Below are 14929 nucleotides of genomic sequence, written 5' to 3'. Positions count from 1 at the left end.
CTTCTAGGCCCGCCCCTGCTGGAGCCTGGCATTCAGCAGCAGCCCGCCGGTGGCCAGTTCGAGCGCCGCTGCCGCCGACATGCCCGTCCTCACCAGGGCGGCGGCCACGACGACCACGACGACGACCACGGCCGTCCGCACGGGGCCGGACGACCAGGGCAGGCCCGGTCGCGGCGGCGCCGGGTGGCCGGCGGTGCAGTGGGCGGGGGCGCGCTTCTTCTTCCGCTTCCTCGTCATCGAGGACCTCCTATATCACCGTCTACTCCAATGGACGGGAACTTCGGTGGTTGGCGTCACGCGAGGAACCCGTTTCGCGCAACACTCTGTCAGGCGTACGGGTGATTCCCAATCGGTTCGGTGAACATCGCGAAGATTGATGCGCCAGAATCCCGGGTCCGGCCCGCAATCTCGTCACAACCCTCTGGCATCAGTGCAGTTCAGGAACTCGAAACCGGAATTTGATGCATTTTTGTGCAACTCGCCCTTGTAGCCGTCCTGGCTGAATGTGACGATGTGCAGCAGCGTCATCCAGACCTGCGGGTCAGGAGCCCGGGGGCGCTGTCTACTCCAAATTTTCGGGAACACCGGCAGCGGGCCGTGTTGGCGCATGGGCCCGTCCGAACAGCAGAGACCGCCCGGCCCCAGCGGCCCGAGCGGTCTCTCTGCATTTCCCCGGCCCGAGAGGACCCCGCCCGGTGAACGGCTTCGAGTACCTGCTCGGCATGCTGCTGGCCCAGCCCGTACGGGCCCGGGACGCGCTGCGCGCCCGCCTGCCCACCACCCGCCGGCTGCGCGCCCTGGCCTCCTCGCCGCGGGTCGAGGCGCTGCGGGCCGCCGAGCGCGAGCGGATCCGCCGGCTGGTCGAGGGCCTGGCCGCGGTGGAGGGCGTGACGCACCTGCTGACCCGCGTCGCCGACCACTGCGACCGCCCCTCCTCGCTCGGCCTGCTCACCACCACCGCCGAGGGCCGCGGCGTGCTGGTCTGCCGGATGAGCGCCGCCGCCTACTTCGCCACCGGCGAGGACATCACCACCGTCCTGCCCAGGATCGAGGCGGCGGGCCTGGCCGACTGGGGCTTCCCGAACACCTGGGGCGACGAACCGCCGTACTCACCGGGCACGGTCGCCTACGCGCTGCGCTACCACCGCGACCGCGGCCGCTACCCCGACGGCCGGCGGATGCCCGGCCCGAGCCTGTCCACCGCCGACGCCGCCCTGGTCTGGGACCTGCCCGGCGTCCCCCGTCCGGACCCGTACTGGCCGCGCACGGGCAGCGACGTGTGCTTCCGGCACGAGCAGATCCCGGCGGACGGCGACCCGGGCGCGCTGCTGCGGGCCGCCCGCGGCGAGGGGCGGGGCCCGGTGCTGGTGCTCACCTTCGGCCGCGACTGGACGGACACCTGCACGTACCACGCCGTGCCGCGCGGGCGCGAACCGGCCTGAGTGACTCGCCGGTGCGGCCGGGGGCGGTGCCCCGGCCGCACGCACGGTTCAGGTGCTCAGCACTGGGGCCGGCGGCCGTGGTTGGCCCCGCGCCGGGCCCGGGCCTTCTTCTTGCGGCGACGCTTCGACGACATGGCCACTCCTCTCGCAACCAGGACACCCCCGGCTTCCACCGTTCCACACCCGGCCCGCACCGGCCCGCCGGGAGCGGCCGTCACGGGCCCCGGGCGGGCGGGGGCGGGGCCTCATGCGCGGGCGGCGCTCCGGTCGAGGGCGGCGCGCCAGGCGGGGCTGTCGACGTAGTGGTTGTCGAAGCGCCCGGCGGAGGCGGCGATCGCGCCCGGGTCGGCCTCGCCGCGCATGACGCGGCCCAGCAGGCGCAGGTAGTCGAAGCGGTCCATGCCCGGGGTGAACACGAACAGGACGTCGGCCTCGGCGCCCGGGGCGGCGGCGAAGGCGTGCGGGGTGTGCGGCGGCACGGCGAGGAAGTCGCCCTCGCCCAGGATCGTGACCTCCTCGCCGACCAGCACCTGCAGCGAGCCGCCGATCACGAAGAACAGCTCCCACGCCCGGGTGTGGAAGTGCGCGGGGGCGCCGGCGGCGCCCTTGGCGAAGGTGGAGCGGTAGCTGGTGAACCCGCCCTCGGTGTGCGCCGATTCGGCGAGCAGGGTCATGGTGCTGCTCGGGTCGGCGCAGGTCTCGGCCCCGGCGTGGCGGGTCAGCACGGGGGCGGTGGTGGCGGCGGTGCTCGTCGTCGTCATGGGACCAGGCTAGAACCGGAAAGACCGGCCATCAGGTGGCAATCCCATGCCGCTTTCATGGGTCAATTCCCGGGGGCGGCGGCCGCCGGCAGACCGGCCCGATGACGACGGACGATCTCCTGCGGCACCAGGACGAACGGCAGGCCGGGTCCGGGCCCGCCTGACCCGTCCGCCCGCGCCACTTCCCCGGGCCCGCCTCCCGTCAACGCGGACGGCGCGGGGGCACCCGTTCGGGGGGCGGATGTGCGGCGCGGGCCGCCGTGCCCGTAGCGTCGTCGCTGCACACGGCGTAGGGCGCGGGGAGGGTGTCGGCGATGGCGGGAGTGCCGGTCATGAGGGGTGGGCGACGGCCCGGGCGGGCGGCTGCGGCCCTGGCGGTGGCGGCGGCACTGCTGACGGCGTCCGCCTGCGGCGCCTCCCCCGTGCCGGACGGCGCGGGGGACGACGCGGTCGCCGCCGCCGACGGGCGGCCGCTCGCGCTGGTCTACCGGGGCCCGGCGGCCTGTGAGGGCTGCCCGGAGGCGGCGCGGGAGCTGCTGGAGCGCGACGGCTTCGCGGTGCGCTACGTCGGCCCCGGGGAGCGGCTGCGTTTCGGCGCGGGCGTGCTGGCCGGCGCCGCGCTGTACGTGCAGCCGGGCGGCACCAACGGGCAGGAGGTGAGCACCGCGTGGGGCCTGCTGCAGCGCGACCCCGGCTTCTCGCCGGAGCTGGTGCGCGACTACGTCCGGGGCGGCGGGCACTACCTGGGCCTGTGCATGGGCGGCTACCTGGCCGGCGACCCGGGCTACGACCTCCTGCCGGGCGACTCCGGGCAGTACATCCGCTCCCGGGGGGCGACCGTCACCGACGAGCAGGACCGCCTCGTCGACGTCTCCTGGCGCGGCCGCCCGCAGCGGATGTACTTCCAGGACGGCCCGTACTTCGACGTCGACGGCCCGGGCGTGGACGTCCTGGCCCGCTACTCCAACGACCGCGCCGCCGCCGTCACCGCCCCCTACGGCGCCGGCCGGGTGGCGGTCAGCGGCCCGCACCCGGAGGCCCCCGCGGACTGGTACCGCGACTACCACCTGCCCGACGAGTCGAAGACCGGCCTGGGCCTGGGCGGCGACCTGCTGCACGACCTGATGGCTCCCCCCGTTTCCTGACGTTCCGTCACGTCCCGTGCGGGCGGGATTCGGTGGTGCGCCTGCGCGGCGGGTCCTGCGGGGAACCCGGTGCGCAGCCGGGTGCGGGCGCGGGCGCGCGGTGGGAGCCCCCGGGCCCGGCCGGTGGCGCTACCGCCCGGCGGGGTCGAGGACGCGGTCGGCCACCAGGTCCGGCCGGTCGGTCGGCAGGGCGTGGCCGGCGCCGGGCACGATCTCCGTCCGGGCCGAGGGCACGAGGCGGCCGAGGCGCTCGGCGACCGCGTGCGCGTCGTGCATGGCGCTGCGTTCCCCGAGCAGGAACAGTGCGGGGACGTCCAGGCGGCGCAGTTCCTCGTCGGACAGGACCGGGGGCACCGGGAGCGCGCGGCGGAACCCCGTCGACGCGCGCATCAGGGCCATCAGTTCGGTCTCCAGGATGGCGCTGTTGCCGACCAGGCGGGCCAGCCGGGGGCGCAGCGCTCGCGGCGCGGTGGCGGCGAGGCCGCCGGCGATCACCCAGGCGTAGAAGCGGGCGCCCATGTCGGCGAAGCCCGCCGGGTCCACCAGGGCGAGGGAGGCGACCCGCCCGGGGTGGTGGATCTGGTGCTGGAGCGCCAGCCAGCCGCCGTAGGAGCAGCCGACGACCTGGGCGTCCGTCACCTCCAGCGCGGCCAGGAGTTCGTCCAGCCAGGCGGCCGCATCCCGGCCGTCGGCGATCGGGGCGCTCTGCACGCTCGCGCCCGGTTCGCCGACCGTGTCGACGGCGATGACCGGGCGGTGGCGGGCCAGCGTGTCGATGTAGCGGTGCCACATCAGTGCGTTTCCGCCCGAGCCGGGCAGCAGCACGATCGGCTCGCCGTGCTGCGGGCCGGTGCGGTAGACGCGGGTGGTCCCGAACGCGGTCGGGAGGTCCAGCGCCGTCCGCGGTCCGGGCCACAGTTCCGTCAGGGCCCGCTCGTAGGCGGCGCGAAACCGGTCCCCGGCCTGGTCGTTCTTGAACTGGCTGATTCGCATGATACATGTGTATCACGGCATGATACGGGTGTACCAGGGAGGTCGTTCATGAACGCGCGGGTCGATCACGAGGAACGCCGGCGGCAGATCGCCGAAGCGCTGCTGCGCATCGCCGACACCCAGGGGCTGCAGGCGGCCAGCATGCGGGCGGTCGCCACCGAGGCGGGCGTCTCCCTGCGGCTGGTGCAGTACTACTTCACGACCAAGGAGGGGCTGCTGCTGGACGCGCTGGAGCGGCTCGGCGCCCAGCTCCAGGCCCGCATGGCGGCGTGGATCACCGCGGCCGCCACCCCGCCCACGCCGCGCGGCCTGGTGACCGCGGTCCTGTCCAGCGTCCTGCCCACCGACCCGGAGAGCCGCCGGATCACCCGCACCTACGCCGCGTACTACACGCTGGTGCTCAGCGATCCCGCGCTGGTGGAGAAGCACGGCACGCCCCAGCCCGACCTGCTGGAGGGCTTCCTCGCCAAGCAGGTCCGCGCGGCCCAGCAGGACGGCGAGATCGACCCCGCCAGGGACCCGGAGATGACCGCCGCCGGGCTGCTGGCCATGGTCAACGGCCTCGGCTCCAGCGTGCTCGGCGGCCAGCGCACCGGCGACGCCGCGCTGGCGATCCTCACCCACCACCTGGACGAGCTGTTCCGCGGCCGTCCCCGCGGTGACGCCCCGGCCCCGCCGACCCCCTGACCTGCCGTCCCTGCCCTGACCTGCCGTCCCCGACCTGCCGACCTCCCGACCTCCCGACCTCCCGACCTGGTGGCCTCCTGGCGTGGCGGGCCCTCCCGCCGCCGCCGGGGCGGGCCGCCGTTCGGCCGGATCCCGTCCGGCCGCCCCACAGGCGCCCTGTCCGCCCCGGCGCCGGTGCACGAGAATGTGCCGGTCCCGCGCGAGGGGCTGGCGAAGCGTCCAACTCCCCTGCCGGGCAATCCTTTTCCGTTACCGAATGGGGAGGTTCACCGACCGTGTACAGGAGACTTCCGCAAGCCGTGCTGTCGGGTGTGCTGGTCGTGGCCTTCGCGGGAACGACCGCGTGGGCCACGACGACCACGGCGGGCACGGCCCCCGCGCCGGGCATCGCCACCGGGTGCGGAGCCGACGCGACCGCCCAGGGCCTGGCCACCACCGCGCTCCCGAACACCCTGCTGGAGACGCCGCGCTCCGACGGGCGGACCGAACAGTTCCAGCAGTTCTACGACAGTTCGGCGGCCTCCCTCCTGCCCTTCGTCTGGCACCGCTCCCAGGACGCGCCCGGGGGCGCCTACGGCGCCTGGGAGCGCGTCAGCGCCACCCCCGTGGGCCCGAAGCTGTACCAGGTGAGCGCCGTCGAGAACAGCGCCGGCGCCCTGGAGGTGTTCTTCGCCTCCTACGGCGGCTTCTGCCACACCGTCCTGCCCGAGCCCGGCGGCCCCTGGACCCCGACCGAGAACTTCGAGCTGTCACCGCCGCCCTACCACGGCGGGCTCACGCTCTTCAGGGAACGCGACGGCCGGCTGCACGCCTTCGCCTCCGGCGCCGACGCGGGCGCGGCCATGGAAGTGCGCAGCCAGGACGGCGACGCCCAGGACTCCTGGGGCCCGGTGCGCCGGTTGCCCCGGCTGCCGGACCCCAACGCGGGCCTGGGCGCGCCGAGCTCGATCGTCCAACTGCCGGACGGGCGGCTGCGGGTGACCGTCCGCGAGTGGAACCGCGACCGCTCGTGGCGGACCACCGAGGTGGACCGGTTCGTCTCCTGGGAGCCGTGGCAGCTCTGCGCCGACAGCACCTGCGCCTGACGCCCGGGCGGCGGGCGGCGCCCGGACCCGCCCGGGCGCTCGCCCGTCCGGGCGGGCTGCGCTGGCGGCCGGGTGGGGCCGCCGGTATGCCTGGGGGGACGGCGAGGCGGCGGAGAGGACGGCGGGGTGGGCGGCGCGGACGGGAGCGGGGAGCGGGACGGCGGGGGGACGCGGGCACCCGGCAACCGGGCGGTGGTCCTGGGGGTGCTGGCCTCCACCGCGCTGGTCCTGCTCGCGCAGGCGGCGAGCGGCACCAGCGCCCGGCTGGTGCTGCTGCTGGTGTTCCTGCCGGCCCTGCTGGCGGGGCTGGGGAGCGTCGCGCAGACGGTCGCGGCCTCGGTGTGGGTGGCCGGGGTGGTGGCGGTCAGCACGGTGCTGTTCCCGCCGTCCTCGCTGGCCGCCCGGGTGGGCACCCTGGTGGGGGTGGTCGGCGCCGAGGCGGCCGTGGTCGGGCTGTGCGCGCGGCGGGTGCGGCGCGAGCGGGAGCTGTTCCGGATGCGGCAGACCGCCGTCGCCCTGCAGCGCCAGCTGCTGCGCCCGCTGCCGGTGCTCACCCCCGACGTCCAGCTGTACGGGCTGTACCGGCCGGTGGAGGAGGACGCCCTGGTCGGCGGCGACCTGTACGACGTCGCCGACACCCCGTACGGCACCCGGGTGCTGGTGGGCGACGTGCAGGGCAAGGGCCTGCCGGCGATCGGCGCGGGCTTCGCGGTGCTGAGCGCCTTCCGGGAGGCGGCCTTCCGGGAGCCGGCGCTGACCGGCGTCGCGGACGCCCTAGAGGCGGCGGTGGAGCGGCACAACGCGTACGCGGTGCAGGGCGGCGAGAACGAGCGCTTCGTCACCGCGACCGTGCTGGGCGTGGAGCGCGGCGCGGACGTGCAGGCCGTCAACTGCGGCCACCTCGCCCCCTACCTGCTGCACGGCGGCCGGGTCGAGGCCGTGCCGCTGCCGGCCGGGGTGCCGCTCGGGCTGGCGGAGCTGACCGACGAGGTGCGCACCGTCCGCTGGTTCGCGCTGCCCGAGGACGGCGTGCTGGTGCTGCTCACCGACGGGATCACCGAGGCCCAGGACGCCACCGGCGCGTTCTACCCCGTCGAGCGGGGCCTGGCCGCCCTCGCCGCCTCCCCCGCCGCCCTGCTGCCCGAGGCCCTGGACCGCGAGGCCCGCCGCTGGAGCGGGGGCCGCAGCCGCGACGACGTCACGGCGCTGTCCCTGCGCCGCGCGCCCTGAGGCCGCCCTGGGGCGCCCTCACCGTTCGAGGAACTCCAGCAGGTCGGCGTTGAAGCGCTCCTTGTCGCCGGGGACCATCGCGATGCCGTGCGAGCCGTTCTCGTACACCTTCAGGACGGCGCCGGGGATGATCCGGGCGGCCCGGCGGGCGGTGGCCTCGACGGGGACGATCCGGTCGTCGTCGCCGTGCACGATCAGGGTGGGGATGTCGAACCCGGCCAGGTCCTCGTGGAAGTCGGTGTAGCCGAAGGCGTCCACGCAGTCGACGCCGCCCTCGATGGTCTGGTGCATCGCCATGAACCAGAAGGCGTCCCGGTTGCCCTGGGTGGCGCGGGAGCCGGGGCGGTCGGCGGAGAAGAAGTCGACGGAGGTGTCCTGCCAGAACTGGGAGCGCTCGGTGAGGATGCCGGCCTTGAGGTCGTCGAAGACGGTGCCGGGCACGCCGTGCGGGTTGTCGGGGCCCTGGAGCATGGACGGGGTGATCGCCGACAGCAGGACGGCGGAGCGGATCCGCCCGGTGCCGTGGCGGCCGATGTAGCGGGCGAGCTCTCCGCCGCCCATGGAGTGGGCCACCAGGGTGACGTCGCGCAGGTCGAGCCCGGTGAGCAGGCTGTCGAGGTCGTCGGCGAAGGTGTCGAAGTCGTAGCCGCCGTAGACCGGGGCGGAACGGCCGTGGCCGCGCCGGTCGTGGGCGATGGCCCGCAGGCCGGCGTCCGCGACGGCCTTCAGCTGGTCCTGCCAGGCGTCGCCGTTGAGCGGCCAGCCGTGGATGAACACGACGGGGCGCCCGCTGCCCCAGTCCTGGTAGAAGATCTCGACGCCGTCGCGGGTCCTGGAGATGGGCATGCTCCTGCTCCTTCGGGTGGTGCGCCGGGGGTGGGGCGGACTGCCGGCGCGACCTGCCGGGGCGGTCTGCCCGGGGCCTGCCGGGCCTCGGGTTTCATCCAACGGGAGGCGGGTGGGGCCCGCATCCCGCGGCGGCCGGGGCCCGGGCGGGAGCGGAAGCGGCGCTACGCCGTTCGGGTGAGTTCGGGCGGGGGCGGGCGAGCGCGGACGGGTTTCGGGTGAGTTCGGGCGAGAGCGGGCGGGTCTCGGGTGAGGGCTGTTCAGCCGCTCTCGCGCATGCGGGTGCCGAGGGCGTCGGGGGGCAGCAGCGGCGCCGGGTAGCCGGCCGGGGGCTCGGCGAGCTCCCAGGGGCGGTGGACGGCGCGGGCGGGCAGGTGGGCGAGCTCGGGGACCCAGCGGCGCACGTAGGCGCCGTCGGGGTCGTAGCGGTCGGCCTGGCGCAGCGGGTTGAGGACGCGGTTGGGGCGGGTGTCGGTGCCGGTGCCGGCGGCCCACTGCCAGTTGAGCTGGTTGTTGGCGAGGTCGCCGTCGACGAGCAGGGCGAGGAAGTGGGCGGCGCCGGGGCGCCAGTGGTGGCGCAGGCTCTTGGTGAGGAAGGAGGCGGTGAGCAGGCGGGCCCGGTTGTGCATCCAGCCCTCGTCGGCGAGTTGGCGCAGGCCGGCGTCGACGATCGGGTAGCCGGTGCGGCCCTCGCGCCAGGCCTGGAGCTCGCGTTCGTCGTCGTACCAGCGGACGGGGCGGGGGCGGTAGTCGGCGTGGGCGGCGTCGGGGCGGGCCGCGAGGACCTGGTGGTGGAAGTCGCGCCAGGCGAGCTGGCGCACCAGCGCGGCCGCGCCGGGGGTGTCGGACTTCCCGGCGCGGTGGGCGAGTTCGGTGGCGGACAGGCAGCCGAAGTGCAGGTACGGCGAGAGGCGGGAGGTGGCGTCGGCGGCGAGGTCGTCGTGCAACTGCTCGTAGGCGTCCGGGTTCCAGGCGCGCAGGCGGCGGCGGGCGGCGCTCTCGCCGCCGGGGGCGCGGCCCGGGGAGGTGCCGGCGGGGGCGGCGGGCAGCGGGGCGCTCGCGGGGCCGTCGGGGGTGGCGAGGGTGCGGGGGGCGGGCAGGACGGTGCGCCGGGGGGCCTGCTGCCAGGCGCGGTGGTAGGGGGTGAAGACGGCGTAGTGGTCGCGCCCGGCCGGGGTGACGAGGCCGGCGGGGACGATGGTGAGCGCGGCGTCGTGCAGGTGCAGGCGCTCGCCGAGGGCACGGCGCAGGGCGTGTTCGCGGCGGGTGGCGAAGGCGGAGACGCCGGCGTTGGTGTGGACGGTGTCGGCGCCGCACTCGGCGGCCAGGCGGGCGGCCTGTTCGGCGGGGTCGCCGTGGCGCAGGACCAGGCGGGAGCCGGCGGCGCGCAGCGCCTGGTCGAGGTCGGCGAGGCTCTCGGCGAGGAAGGCCTGCCGGTTGGGGGCGGCGAAGCCGGCCCGGGCGATGGCCGGGTCGAGGACGAACAGGGGGACGACCTCGTCGGCGCGGGTGCGGGCGGCGTGCAGGGCGGGGTTGTCGTGCAGGCGCAGGTCCTGGGTGAACAGGACGACGGCGGTGCTCATCGGGGGCCTCGTGCGGTGGGGTGCGGGTGGGGACGGGGAGGACAGGGGTGTCGGACGGCGGGCCGGGCGCGTTCGGTGATGTTGCGGGCCATGGCGCCGAACACCAGGGCGTGGAAGGGCGCCACCGACCACCAGTAGAGGTGGCCGGCCAGTCCGTGCGGGTGGAACAGCGCCCGCTGCTGGTAGAGCGCGCCGCCGTCGCCGTCGGGCGTCACGCGCAGTTCGAGCCAGGCCAGGCCCGGCAGGCGCATCTCGGCGCGCAGCCGCAGCAGGTGTCCGGGTTCGATCTCCTCGACCCGCCAGAAGTCGAGCGCGTCACCGACCCGCAGCCGGTGGCGGTCGCGGCGGCCCCGGCGCAGGCCGACGCCGCCGGCCAGGCGGTCCAGGCGGCCCCGCAGGGCCCAGGCCAGCGGCAGGGAGTACCAGCCGTTCTCGCCGCCGACGCCCTCCACCACCCGCCACAGCGCGGCCGGGTCGGCGGCCACCCGGCGCCGGCGCAGGTCCTGGTAGAGGCTGCCGCCGGCCCAGTCGGGGTCGGTGGGCAGCGGGTCGCTGGGCGCGCCGGGCAGGGAGGCGGAGGACCAGCGGGTGGAGACCTGGGCGTCGCGGATGCGCCGCAGGGCCAGTTCCACGGCCCGGTCGAAGCCGGTCAGGCCCTCGGGCGGGTCGGGGATCCAGCGGGCGATGTCGTGTTCGCGGCACACCACCTCGTGGCGCAGCGACTCCACCAGCGGTCGGGCGAGCGAGCCCGGTACGGGGGTGACCAGGCCCACCCAGTGGCTGGACAGGCGCGGGGAGAGCACGGGCACCGGCACGATCAGGCGCCGGGGCAGGTCGGCGACCTCGGCGTAGTGACGCATCATCAGCCGGTAGGTGAGCACGTCGGGCCCGCCGATGTCGAAGATGCGGTCGACCTCGGGGGGCAGGGCGGCGGCGCCGACCAGGTAGCGCAGCACGTCGCGTACGGCGATCGGCTGGATGCGGGTGTCGACCCAGCGGGGGGTGACCATCGCCGGGAGCCGTTCGGTCAGGTGGCGCAGCATCTCGAAGGAGGCCGAGCCGGAACCGATGATCACCGCGGCCCGCAGTTCGGCGGTGGGGACGCCGCCCGTGCGCAGGGCGCGGCCCACTTCGGCGCGCGAGCGCAGGTGGGCCGACAGGTGCGGTTCGGGGACTCCGGCGGGCAGCAGTCCGCCGAGATAGACGATGCGCCGGGTGCCGGCGGCGGCGGCCGCCTCGGCGAAGGTCTCGGCGGCCTGCCGGTCCCGGGTCTCGAAGCCGGGCCCGGTGCCCAGGGAGTGGACCAGGTAGTAGGCGGCGTCGATGCCGTCGAAGGCCGCGGGCAGGGTCTCGGGGCGGGTGACGTCCCCGGTGACGGCCTCCACGTCGGCCCGCCAGGGCTGGTCCCGCAGCCGGAGCGGGTCGCGGACCAGGCAGCGCACCCGGTACCCGGCGGCGAGCAGTTCGGGCACCAGGCGCCCGCCGATGTAGCCGGTGGCGCCGGTGACCAGGCAGTGCGGGCGCGTCCGGGTCGGCTCGTCCACCTGCGGCTCCTCTCGTGCGGGCGGGTGCGCCCCCCGTGCCCCGCCAGGCGCGGGGGGCGCTGCCGGGGTGTTCGGAGCGGACGCGGCCGGGGATTGGACGGGGGCGGATCGGCGGGGTCTGATCGGCCGGGGCGGCCCGTGGCTTCGAGTCTTCCAGGGGTCTCCTGCGGGCGCCCGGGCGTGCGCGCGGGGGCGGGAAAGGCGGGGTGTGCGCGGGGCCGGGCATCCGGGCGGGCGCGGGGCCGGGAATCCGGTGTCCTTGGCGGGCAATCCGCGCCGGGTGCGGCTTCGAACGCCTGACGTCGCCGTGTTCCGTCGGCCCGGCCGGGTGTCCGCCCGGCCGGGACTCCCTGGAGGTCGTGCCATGCCCACCGTCCACTGGCCGGGGCTGTCGCCCGTGTGTCGCGAGCGCGAGGCGGCCGGATGAGTACGGTCGTTCACCTGTCCGGGCCGGGGCGTCCGGGCACCGACCTCAAGGAGCTGCTGAGCAGGACCGCGCGCGGCGACCAGGAGGCGTTCGGCCGGCTGTACGACGCGGTGGCGGGCCCGGTGCTGGGGCTGGTCCGCCGGGTGCTGCGGGATCCGGCGCAGTCCGAGGAGGTCGCGCAGGAGGTGATGCTGGAGGTGTGGCGCACCTGCGCCCGCTACCGGCCCGAGCGCGGGGAGGTGCTGGCGTGGGTGCTGACCATCGCCCACCGCCGCGCCGTGGACCGGGTGCGGGCGGCGCAGGCCGCCGCCGACCGCGACCGGCGGGCCGCCGCCGCCTCGCACGCGCCGGCGTTCGACGAGGTCGCCGAGCAGGTCGAGGGGCGGCTGGAACGCGAGCAGGTACGGCGCTGCCTGAACGGGCTGACCGAGCTGCAGCGGGAGTCGATCACGCTGGCCTACTACCGCGGGTACACCTACCCGCAGGTCGCCGAACTGCTCGGCACCCCGCTGGGCACCGTCAAGACCCGGATGCGCGACGCGCTGATCCGGCTGCGCGACTGCCTGGGAGTGGGAGCATGAGCGGCGCCGACCTGCACACGCTGACCGGCGCCTACGCCGCGCACGCCCTCGACGCGGACGAGCGCGCGCAGTTCGAGCGCCACCTGGCGCAGTGCCCGGCCTGCGCCCGGGAGGTGGCCGAGTTCACGGCGACGCTGGCCAGGCTGGGCGCCGCGCAGGCCGTCGCGGTGCCCGGGGAGCTGAAGTCGCGGGTGATGGGCGCGCTGGACACCGTCCGGCAGGAGGCCCCGCGCGCCGCGGCCGGGCCCGACGGCGCCCGGCGCCCCGGGCGGCTCGCCCGCGGCTGGCCGCGGCTGGCGCTGGCGGCCTGTCTGGCGGCGGCCGCGGCCCTCGGCGGCGTGGCCGTCCAGCAGCACCGGGAGGCGGACCGGGCCAGGGCCCTCGCCGCCGCGCTGCAGCGGCACCAGGACCAGGTCACCGGGCTGCTGACGGCACCCGACGCCCGGCGGGCGAGCGGCCCGGCGGCCGGCGGCACCGGCAGCGGGGCGGTGGTCTGGTCGCACGGCCGGGGCCGGGCCGTGCTCCTGGCCTCCGGCCTGCCCGCCCCGGCGGACGGCACGGCGTACGAGCTGTGGTTCGACGACGGCGCCGCGATGCGCCCGGCGGGGCTGATGCCCCGGGGCGACGGCGCGTTCCTGCTGGACGGCCCCCTGGACGGTGCGCGCGGCATCGGCGTCACGGTGGAGCCCTCGGCCGGTTCCGCGCACCCCACGGGGGCGCCGGTCCTGCTGATCCCGTTCACCTGAGCGGCCGAACCGGGTCGGTCAGGTCGGGGTCGGGAGACGGTGAGGGTGCCCGTCGAGGGCGCCTCGGGAGTCCCGGGGCGCCCTTGAGCGGCCTCGGCCCGGGGCACCGGGGCCGAGGCCTCCCGCCCGCGGCCCGTCCGCGGCCCTCGACCGTGGCCGGGAGGTGTCACCCGGCCAGAGCAATGTCACCCAATCGGGGGATATCCGGACTCGCACCCATCCGGTGGAGCCGGACCGCCGAATGAGGACCGTGACCGATGAGACGAGCAGCCGCCCGCCTGGCGCCCTCCCCCGAGCACGCACCCGTGCCGCCGGGCCGGCCGTGGCGGCGCTGTGCGGGCTGGCGGCCGCCGCGGCGGCCGTGGGAGCCGGTGAGGCGGCGGCGGCGTTCACCCGCCCCCAGGCCTCACCGGTGGTGGCGATCGGCTCGGCGGCGATCGACCTCGCGCCCACCGCCGTCAAGGCGTGGGCGGTCCAGCGGTTCGGCACCGGCGACAAGGCGGTCCTGCTGGGCGGGATCTACACCGTCATGGGCCTCGCGGCCGCGGCCCTCGGCGTGCTGGCCGTACGCCGTCGCGGCGCGGCCGCCGCCCTGTTCGCGGCCTTCGGCGGCCTCGGCGCCTGGGCCGCGCTGGCCCGCCCGCAGGCCGTCCCCACCGACCTGCTGCCCTCCGCCGCCGCGGCGGGCGGCGCGGTCGCCGTGCTGTGGTGGCTGACCGGACGCCCTTGCCTTCTCCCGGACCCGGTCCGGCCGGGCGGGCCCGGGCGGCGGCGCGTCCTGGCGGCCGGCGCCACGATCGGCGCGGCCGCCGCCCTCGGCACGGCCGGACGCGTCCTGTCCGACCGGCGCGGCGACGTCAGCGCGGCCCGCGCCGCCGTCCGCCTGCCACCGCCGCTGCGCCCGGCGCCGCCGCTGCCGCGTGCCGTCGGCGCCACGGTCCCCGGTCTGCCCCCGTTCATCACCCCCACCGCCGACTTCTACCGCGTCGACACCGCCCTGACCCTGCCGCGCATCGACCCGCGCGCCTGGTCGCTGCGGCTGCACGGCCTGGTCGACCGCCCGCTGCTGATCGGCTTCGACGACCTGCTCGCCCTCGGGCTGGAGGAACTGGACCACACCCTGTCCTGCGTCTCCAACGAGGTCGGCGGCCCCTATGCGGGCACCACCCGCTGGCTCGGCGCCTCGCTGCCCGCCCTGCTGCGCCGCGCCGGCGTCCGCTCCGGCGCCGAGCAGCTCGTCGGCCGCTCGCAGGACGGCATGACGATCGGCACCCCGGTCGAGACGCTCCTCGACGGGCGCCGGGCGCTGCTCGCGGTGGCGATGAACGGCGAGGCACTGCCCGTCGAACACGGCTTCCCCTGCCGCACGGTGGTGCCCGGCCTCTACGGCTACACCTCGGCCACCAAGTGGCTCGTCGACCTGGAGGTGACCACCTTCGCCGCCCGCGACCCGTACTGGGTGCGGCGCGGCTGGGACCGCACCGGCGAGGTCCGCACCGCCTCGCGGATCGACGTGCCCGCGCCGTTCGCCCGCGTGCCGCCCGGCGACGTGACGGTGGCCGGCACCGCCTGGGCCACCCACCGCGGCATCGCCGCCGTCGAGGTGCGCGTCGACGGCGGGCCCTGGCGGCAGGCCGAACTGGCCGCCGACGCCGGGCCCGACCTGTGGCGCCAGTGGACCCACACCTGGACCGGCGCCGCCCCCGGGACCCACCGCCTGGAGGCCCGCGCCACCGACGGCACCGGGGCCGTCCAGCCCGAGACCCGCACACCTCCCTACCCCTCGGGCGCGACGGGCTGGCACAGCGTCGTCGTCACCGTCACCTGACCCCACCCCACGACCTCCCCACCCCTTCGGC

At 76.5% G+C, this 14929-nt stretch carries 15 protein-coding genes; 8 read left to right on the top strand and 7 right to left on the bottom strand.

The genetic code is table 11. The features are described 5' to 3' along the window. Nucleotides 1–3: 3 nt before the first annotated feature. Nucleotides 4–237 (bottom strand): hypothetical protein, encoded by a 234-nt coding sequence (locus tag ABT015_RS21590; RefSeq protein ID WP_350881385.1) that lies wholly within the window; start codon nt 235–237, stop codon nt 4–6. Nucleotides 238–695: 458 nt separating this feature from the next. On the opposite strand from ABT015_RS21590, the gene ABT015_RS21585 reads away from it, so the two are divergent. Beyond that, a complete protein-coding gene (locus tag ABT015_RS21585) occupies nt 696–1442 on the top strand; it encodes a hypothetical protein (RefSeq protein ID WP_350881383.1) in 747 nt (248 codons plus the stop codon). 56 nt (nt 1443–1498) lie between these two features. On the opposite strand, the gene ABT015_RS38010 is transcribed toward ABT015_RS21585, so the two are convergent. Both ABT015_RS38010 and ABT015_RS21580 read right to left on the bottom strand, forming a co-directional pair. Continuing rightward, complete coding sequence (locus ABT015_RS38010; RefSeq protein ID WP_464336931.1) at nt 1499–1576, bottom strand: hypothetical protein; 78 nt, start codon at nt 1574–1576, stop codon at nt 1499–1501. A 111-nt stretch (nt 1577–1687) separates the two neighbouring features. Further along, nucleotides 1688–2203, bottom strand: a complete 516-nt coding sequence (locus tag ABT015_RS21580; RefSeq protein ID WP_350881381.1) for a cupin domain-containing protein — start codon at nt 2201–2203, stop codon at nt 1688–1690. A gap of 332 nt (nt 2204–2535) precedes the next feature. Between ABT015_RS21580 and ABT015_RS21575 the strand changes: the two genes are divergently transcribed. Continuing rightward, nucleotides 2536–3348: a hypothetical protein gene (locus ABT015_RS21575; RefSeq protein ID WP_350881379.1), complete on the top strand. Its 813-nt coding sequence runs from the start codon at nt 2536–2538 to the stop codon at nt 3346–3348. 129 nt (nt 3349–3477) lie between these two features. Here the strand turns inward: ABT015_RS21575 and ABT015_RS21570 are convergent, their stop codons facing one another. Then, nucleotides 3478–4341 (bottom strand): alpha/beta fold hydrolase, encoded by an 864-nt coding sequence (locus ABT015_RS21570; protein WP_350881377.1) that lies wholly within the window; start codon nt 4339–4341, stop codon nt 3478–3480. Nucleotides 4342–4389: 48 nt separating this feature from the next. Between ABT015_RS21570 and ABT015_RS21565 the strand changes: the two genes are divergently transcribed. From ABT015_RS21565 to ABT015_RS21555, 3 genes are all read left to right on the top strand, one after another. After that, nucleotides 4390–5028: a TetR/AcrR family transcriptional regulator gene (locus tag ABT015_RS21565; RefSeq protein WP_350881375.1), complete on the top strand. Its 639-nt coding sequence runs from the start codon at nt 4390–4392 to the stop codon at nt 5026–5028. A 275-nt stretch (nt 5029–5303) separates the two neighbouring features. Further along, the gene (locus tag ABT015_RS21560) at nt 5304–6113 is read left to right on the top strand and encodes a PLL family lectin (protein WP_350881373.1); all 810 of its coding nucleotides are present in this window, start codon (nt 5304–5306) and stop codon (nt 6111–6113) included. A 126-nt stretch (nt 6114–6239) separates the two neighbouring features. Next, nucleotides 6240–7343 (top strand): PP2C family protein-serine/threonine phosphatase, encoded by a 1104-nt coding sequence (locus tag ABT015_RS21555; RefSeq protein ID WP_350881371.1) that lies wholly within the window; start codon nt 6240–6242, stop codon nt 7341–7343. Nucleotides 7344–7361: 18 nt separating this feature from the next. Here ABT015_RS21555 and ABT015_RS21550 read toward each other — a convergent pair whose 3' ends face one another. The 3 genes from ABT015_RS21550 to ABT015_RS21540 all read right to left on the bottom strand — a co-directional run bounded on the left by ABT015_RS21550 (nt 7362) and on the right by ABT015_RS21540 (nt 11316). Beyond that, nucleotides 7362–8189, bottom strand: a complete 828-nt coding sequence (locus ABT015_RS21550; RefSeq protein ID WP_350881369.1) for an alpha/beta fold hydrolase — start codon at nt 8187–8189, stop codon at nt 7362–7364. 260 nt (nt 8190–8449) lie between these two features. Then, the gene (locus tag ABT015_RS21545; protein WP_350881367.1) at nt 8450–9772 is read right to left on the bottom strand and encodes a cryptochrome/photolyase family protein; all 1323 of its coding nucleotides are present in this window, start codon (nt 9770–9772) and stop codon (nt 8450–8452) included. Further along, the gene (locus ABT015_RS21540; RefSeq protein ID WP_350881365.1) at nt 9769–11316 is read right to left on the bottom strand and encodes an SDR family oxidoreductase; all 1548 of its coding nucleotides are present in this window, start codon (nt 11314–11316) and stop codon (nt 9769–9771) included. The genes ABT015_RS21545 and ABT015_RS21540 overlap by 4 nt, the downstream gene beginning before the upstream one ends. A 423-nt stretch (nt 11317–11739) precedes the next feature. Between ABT015_RS21540 and sigK the strand changes: the two genes are divergently transcribed. The 3 genes from sigK (at nt 11740) to ABT015_RS21525 (ending at nt 14898) form a co-directional block, all read left to right on the top strand. Next, complete coding sequence (gene sigK / locus ABT015_RS21535) at nt 11740–12324, top strand: ECF RNA polymerase sigma factor SigK (RefSeq protein ID WP_350881363.1); 585 nt, start codon at nt 11740–11742, stop codon at nt 12322–12324. After that, complete coding sequence (locus ABT015_RS21530) at nt 12321–13070, top strand: anti-sigma factor (protein WP_350881360.1); 750 nt, start codon at nt 12321–12323, stop codon at nt 13068–13070. The genes sigK and ABT015_RS21530 overlap by 4 nt, the downstream gene beginning before the upstream one ends. Before the next feature lie 241 nt (nt 13071–13311). Continuing rightward, complete coding sequence (locus tag ABT015_RS21525) at nt 13312–14898, top strand: molybdopterin-dependent oxidoreductase (protein WP_502897368.1); 1587 nt, start codon at nt 13312–13314, stop codon at nt 14896–14898. Nucleotides 14899–14929 lie beyond the last annotated feature (31 nt).

Source organism: Kitasatospora sp. NPDC094016 (genome assembly GCF_040304045.1).
GTDB lineage: Bacteria > Actinomycetota > Actinomycetes > Streptomycetales > Streptomycetaceae > Kitasatospora.
Note: the sequence above shows the minus strand (reverse complement) of the source record. Positions and strands in the feature narration are given on the sequence as shown.

What these genes read in the sequence shown, in the direction of transcription:
- ABT015_RS21590 (WP_350881385.1), bottom strand. Translation starts at nt 237, where the DNA reads ATGACGAGGAAGCGGAAGAAGAAGCGCGCCCCCGCCCACTGCACCGCC.
- ABT015_RS38010 (WP_464336931.1), bottom strand. Translation starts at nt 1,576, where the DNA reads ATGTCGTCGAAGCGTCGCCGCAAGAAGAAGGCCCGGGCCCGGCGCGGG.
- ABT015_RS21580 (WP_350881381.1), bottom strand. Translation starts at nt 2,203, where the DNA reads ATGACGACGACGAGCACCGCCGCCACCACCGCCCCCGTGCTGACCCGC.
- ABT015_RS21575 (WP_350881379.1), top strand. Translation starts at nt 2,536, where the DNA reads ATGAGGGGTGGGCGACGGCCCGGGCGGGCGGCTGCGGCCCTGGCGGTG.
- ABT015_RS21570 (WP_350881377.1), bottom strand. Translation starts at nt 4,341, where the DNA reads ATGCGAATCAGCCAGTTCAAGAACGACCAGGCCGGGGACCGGTTTCGC.
- ABT015_RS21565 (WP_350881375.1), top strand. Translation starts at nt 4,390, where the DNA reads ATGAACGCGCGGGTCGATCACGAGGAACGCCGGCGGCAGATCGCCGAA.
- ABT015_RS21550 (WP_350881369.1), bottom strand. Translation starts at nt 8,189, where the DNA reads ATGCCCATCTCCAGGACCCGCGACGGCGTCGAGATCTTCTACCAGGAC.
- ABT015_RS21545 (WP_350881367.1), bottom strand. Translation starts at nt 9,772, where the DNA reads ATGAGCACCGCCGTCGTCCTGTTCACCCAGGACCTGCGCCTGCACGAC.
- sigK (WP_350881363.1), top strand. Translation starts at nt 11,740, where the DNA reads ATGAGTACGGTCGTTCACCTGTCCGGGCCGGGGCGTCCGGGCACCGAC.
- ABT015_RS21530 (WP_350881360.1), top strand. Translation starts at nt 12,321, where the DNA reads ATGAGCGGCGCCGACCTGCACACGCTGACCGGCGCCTACGCCGCGCAC.
- ABT015_RS21525 (WP_502897368.1), top strand. Translation starts at nt 13,312, where the DNA reads ATGAGGACCGTGACCGATGAGACGAGCAGCCGCCCGCCTGGCGCCCTC.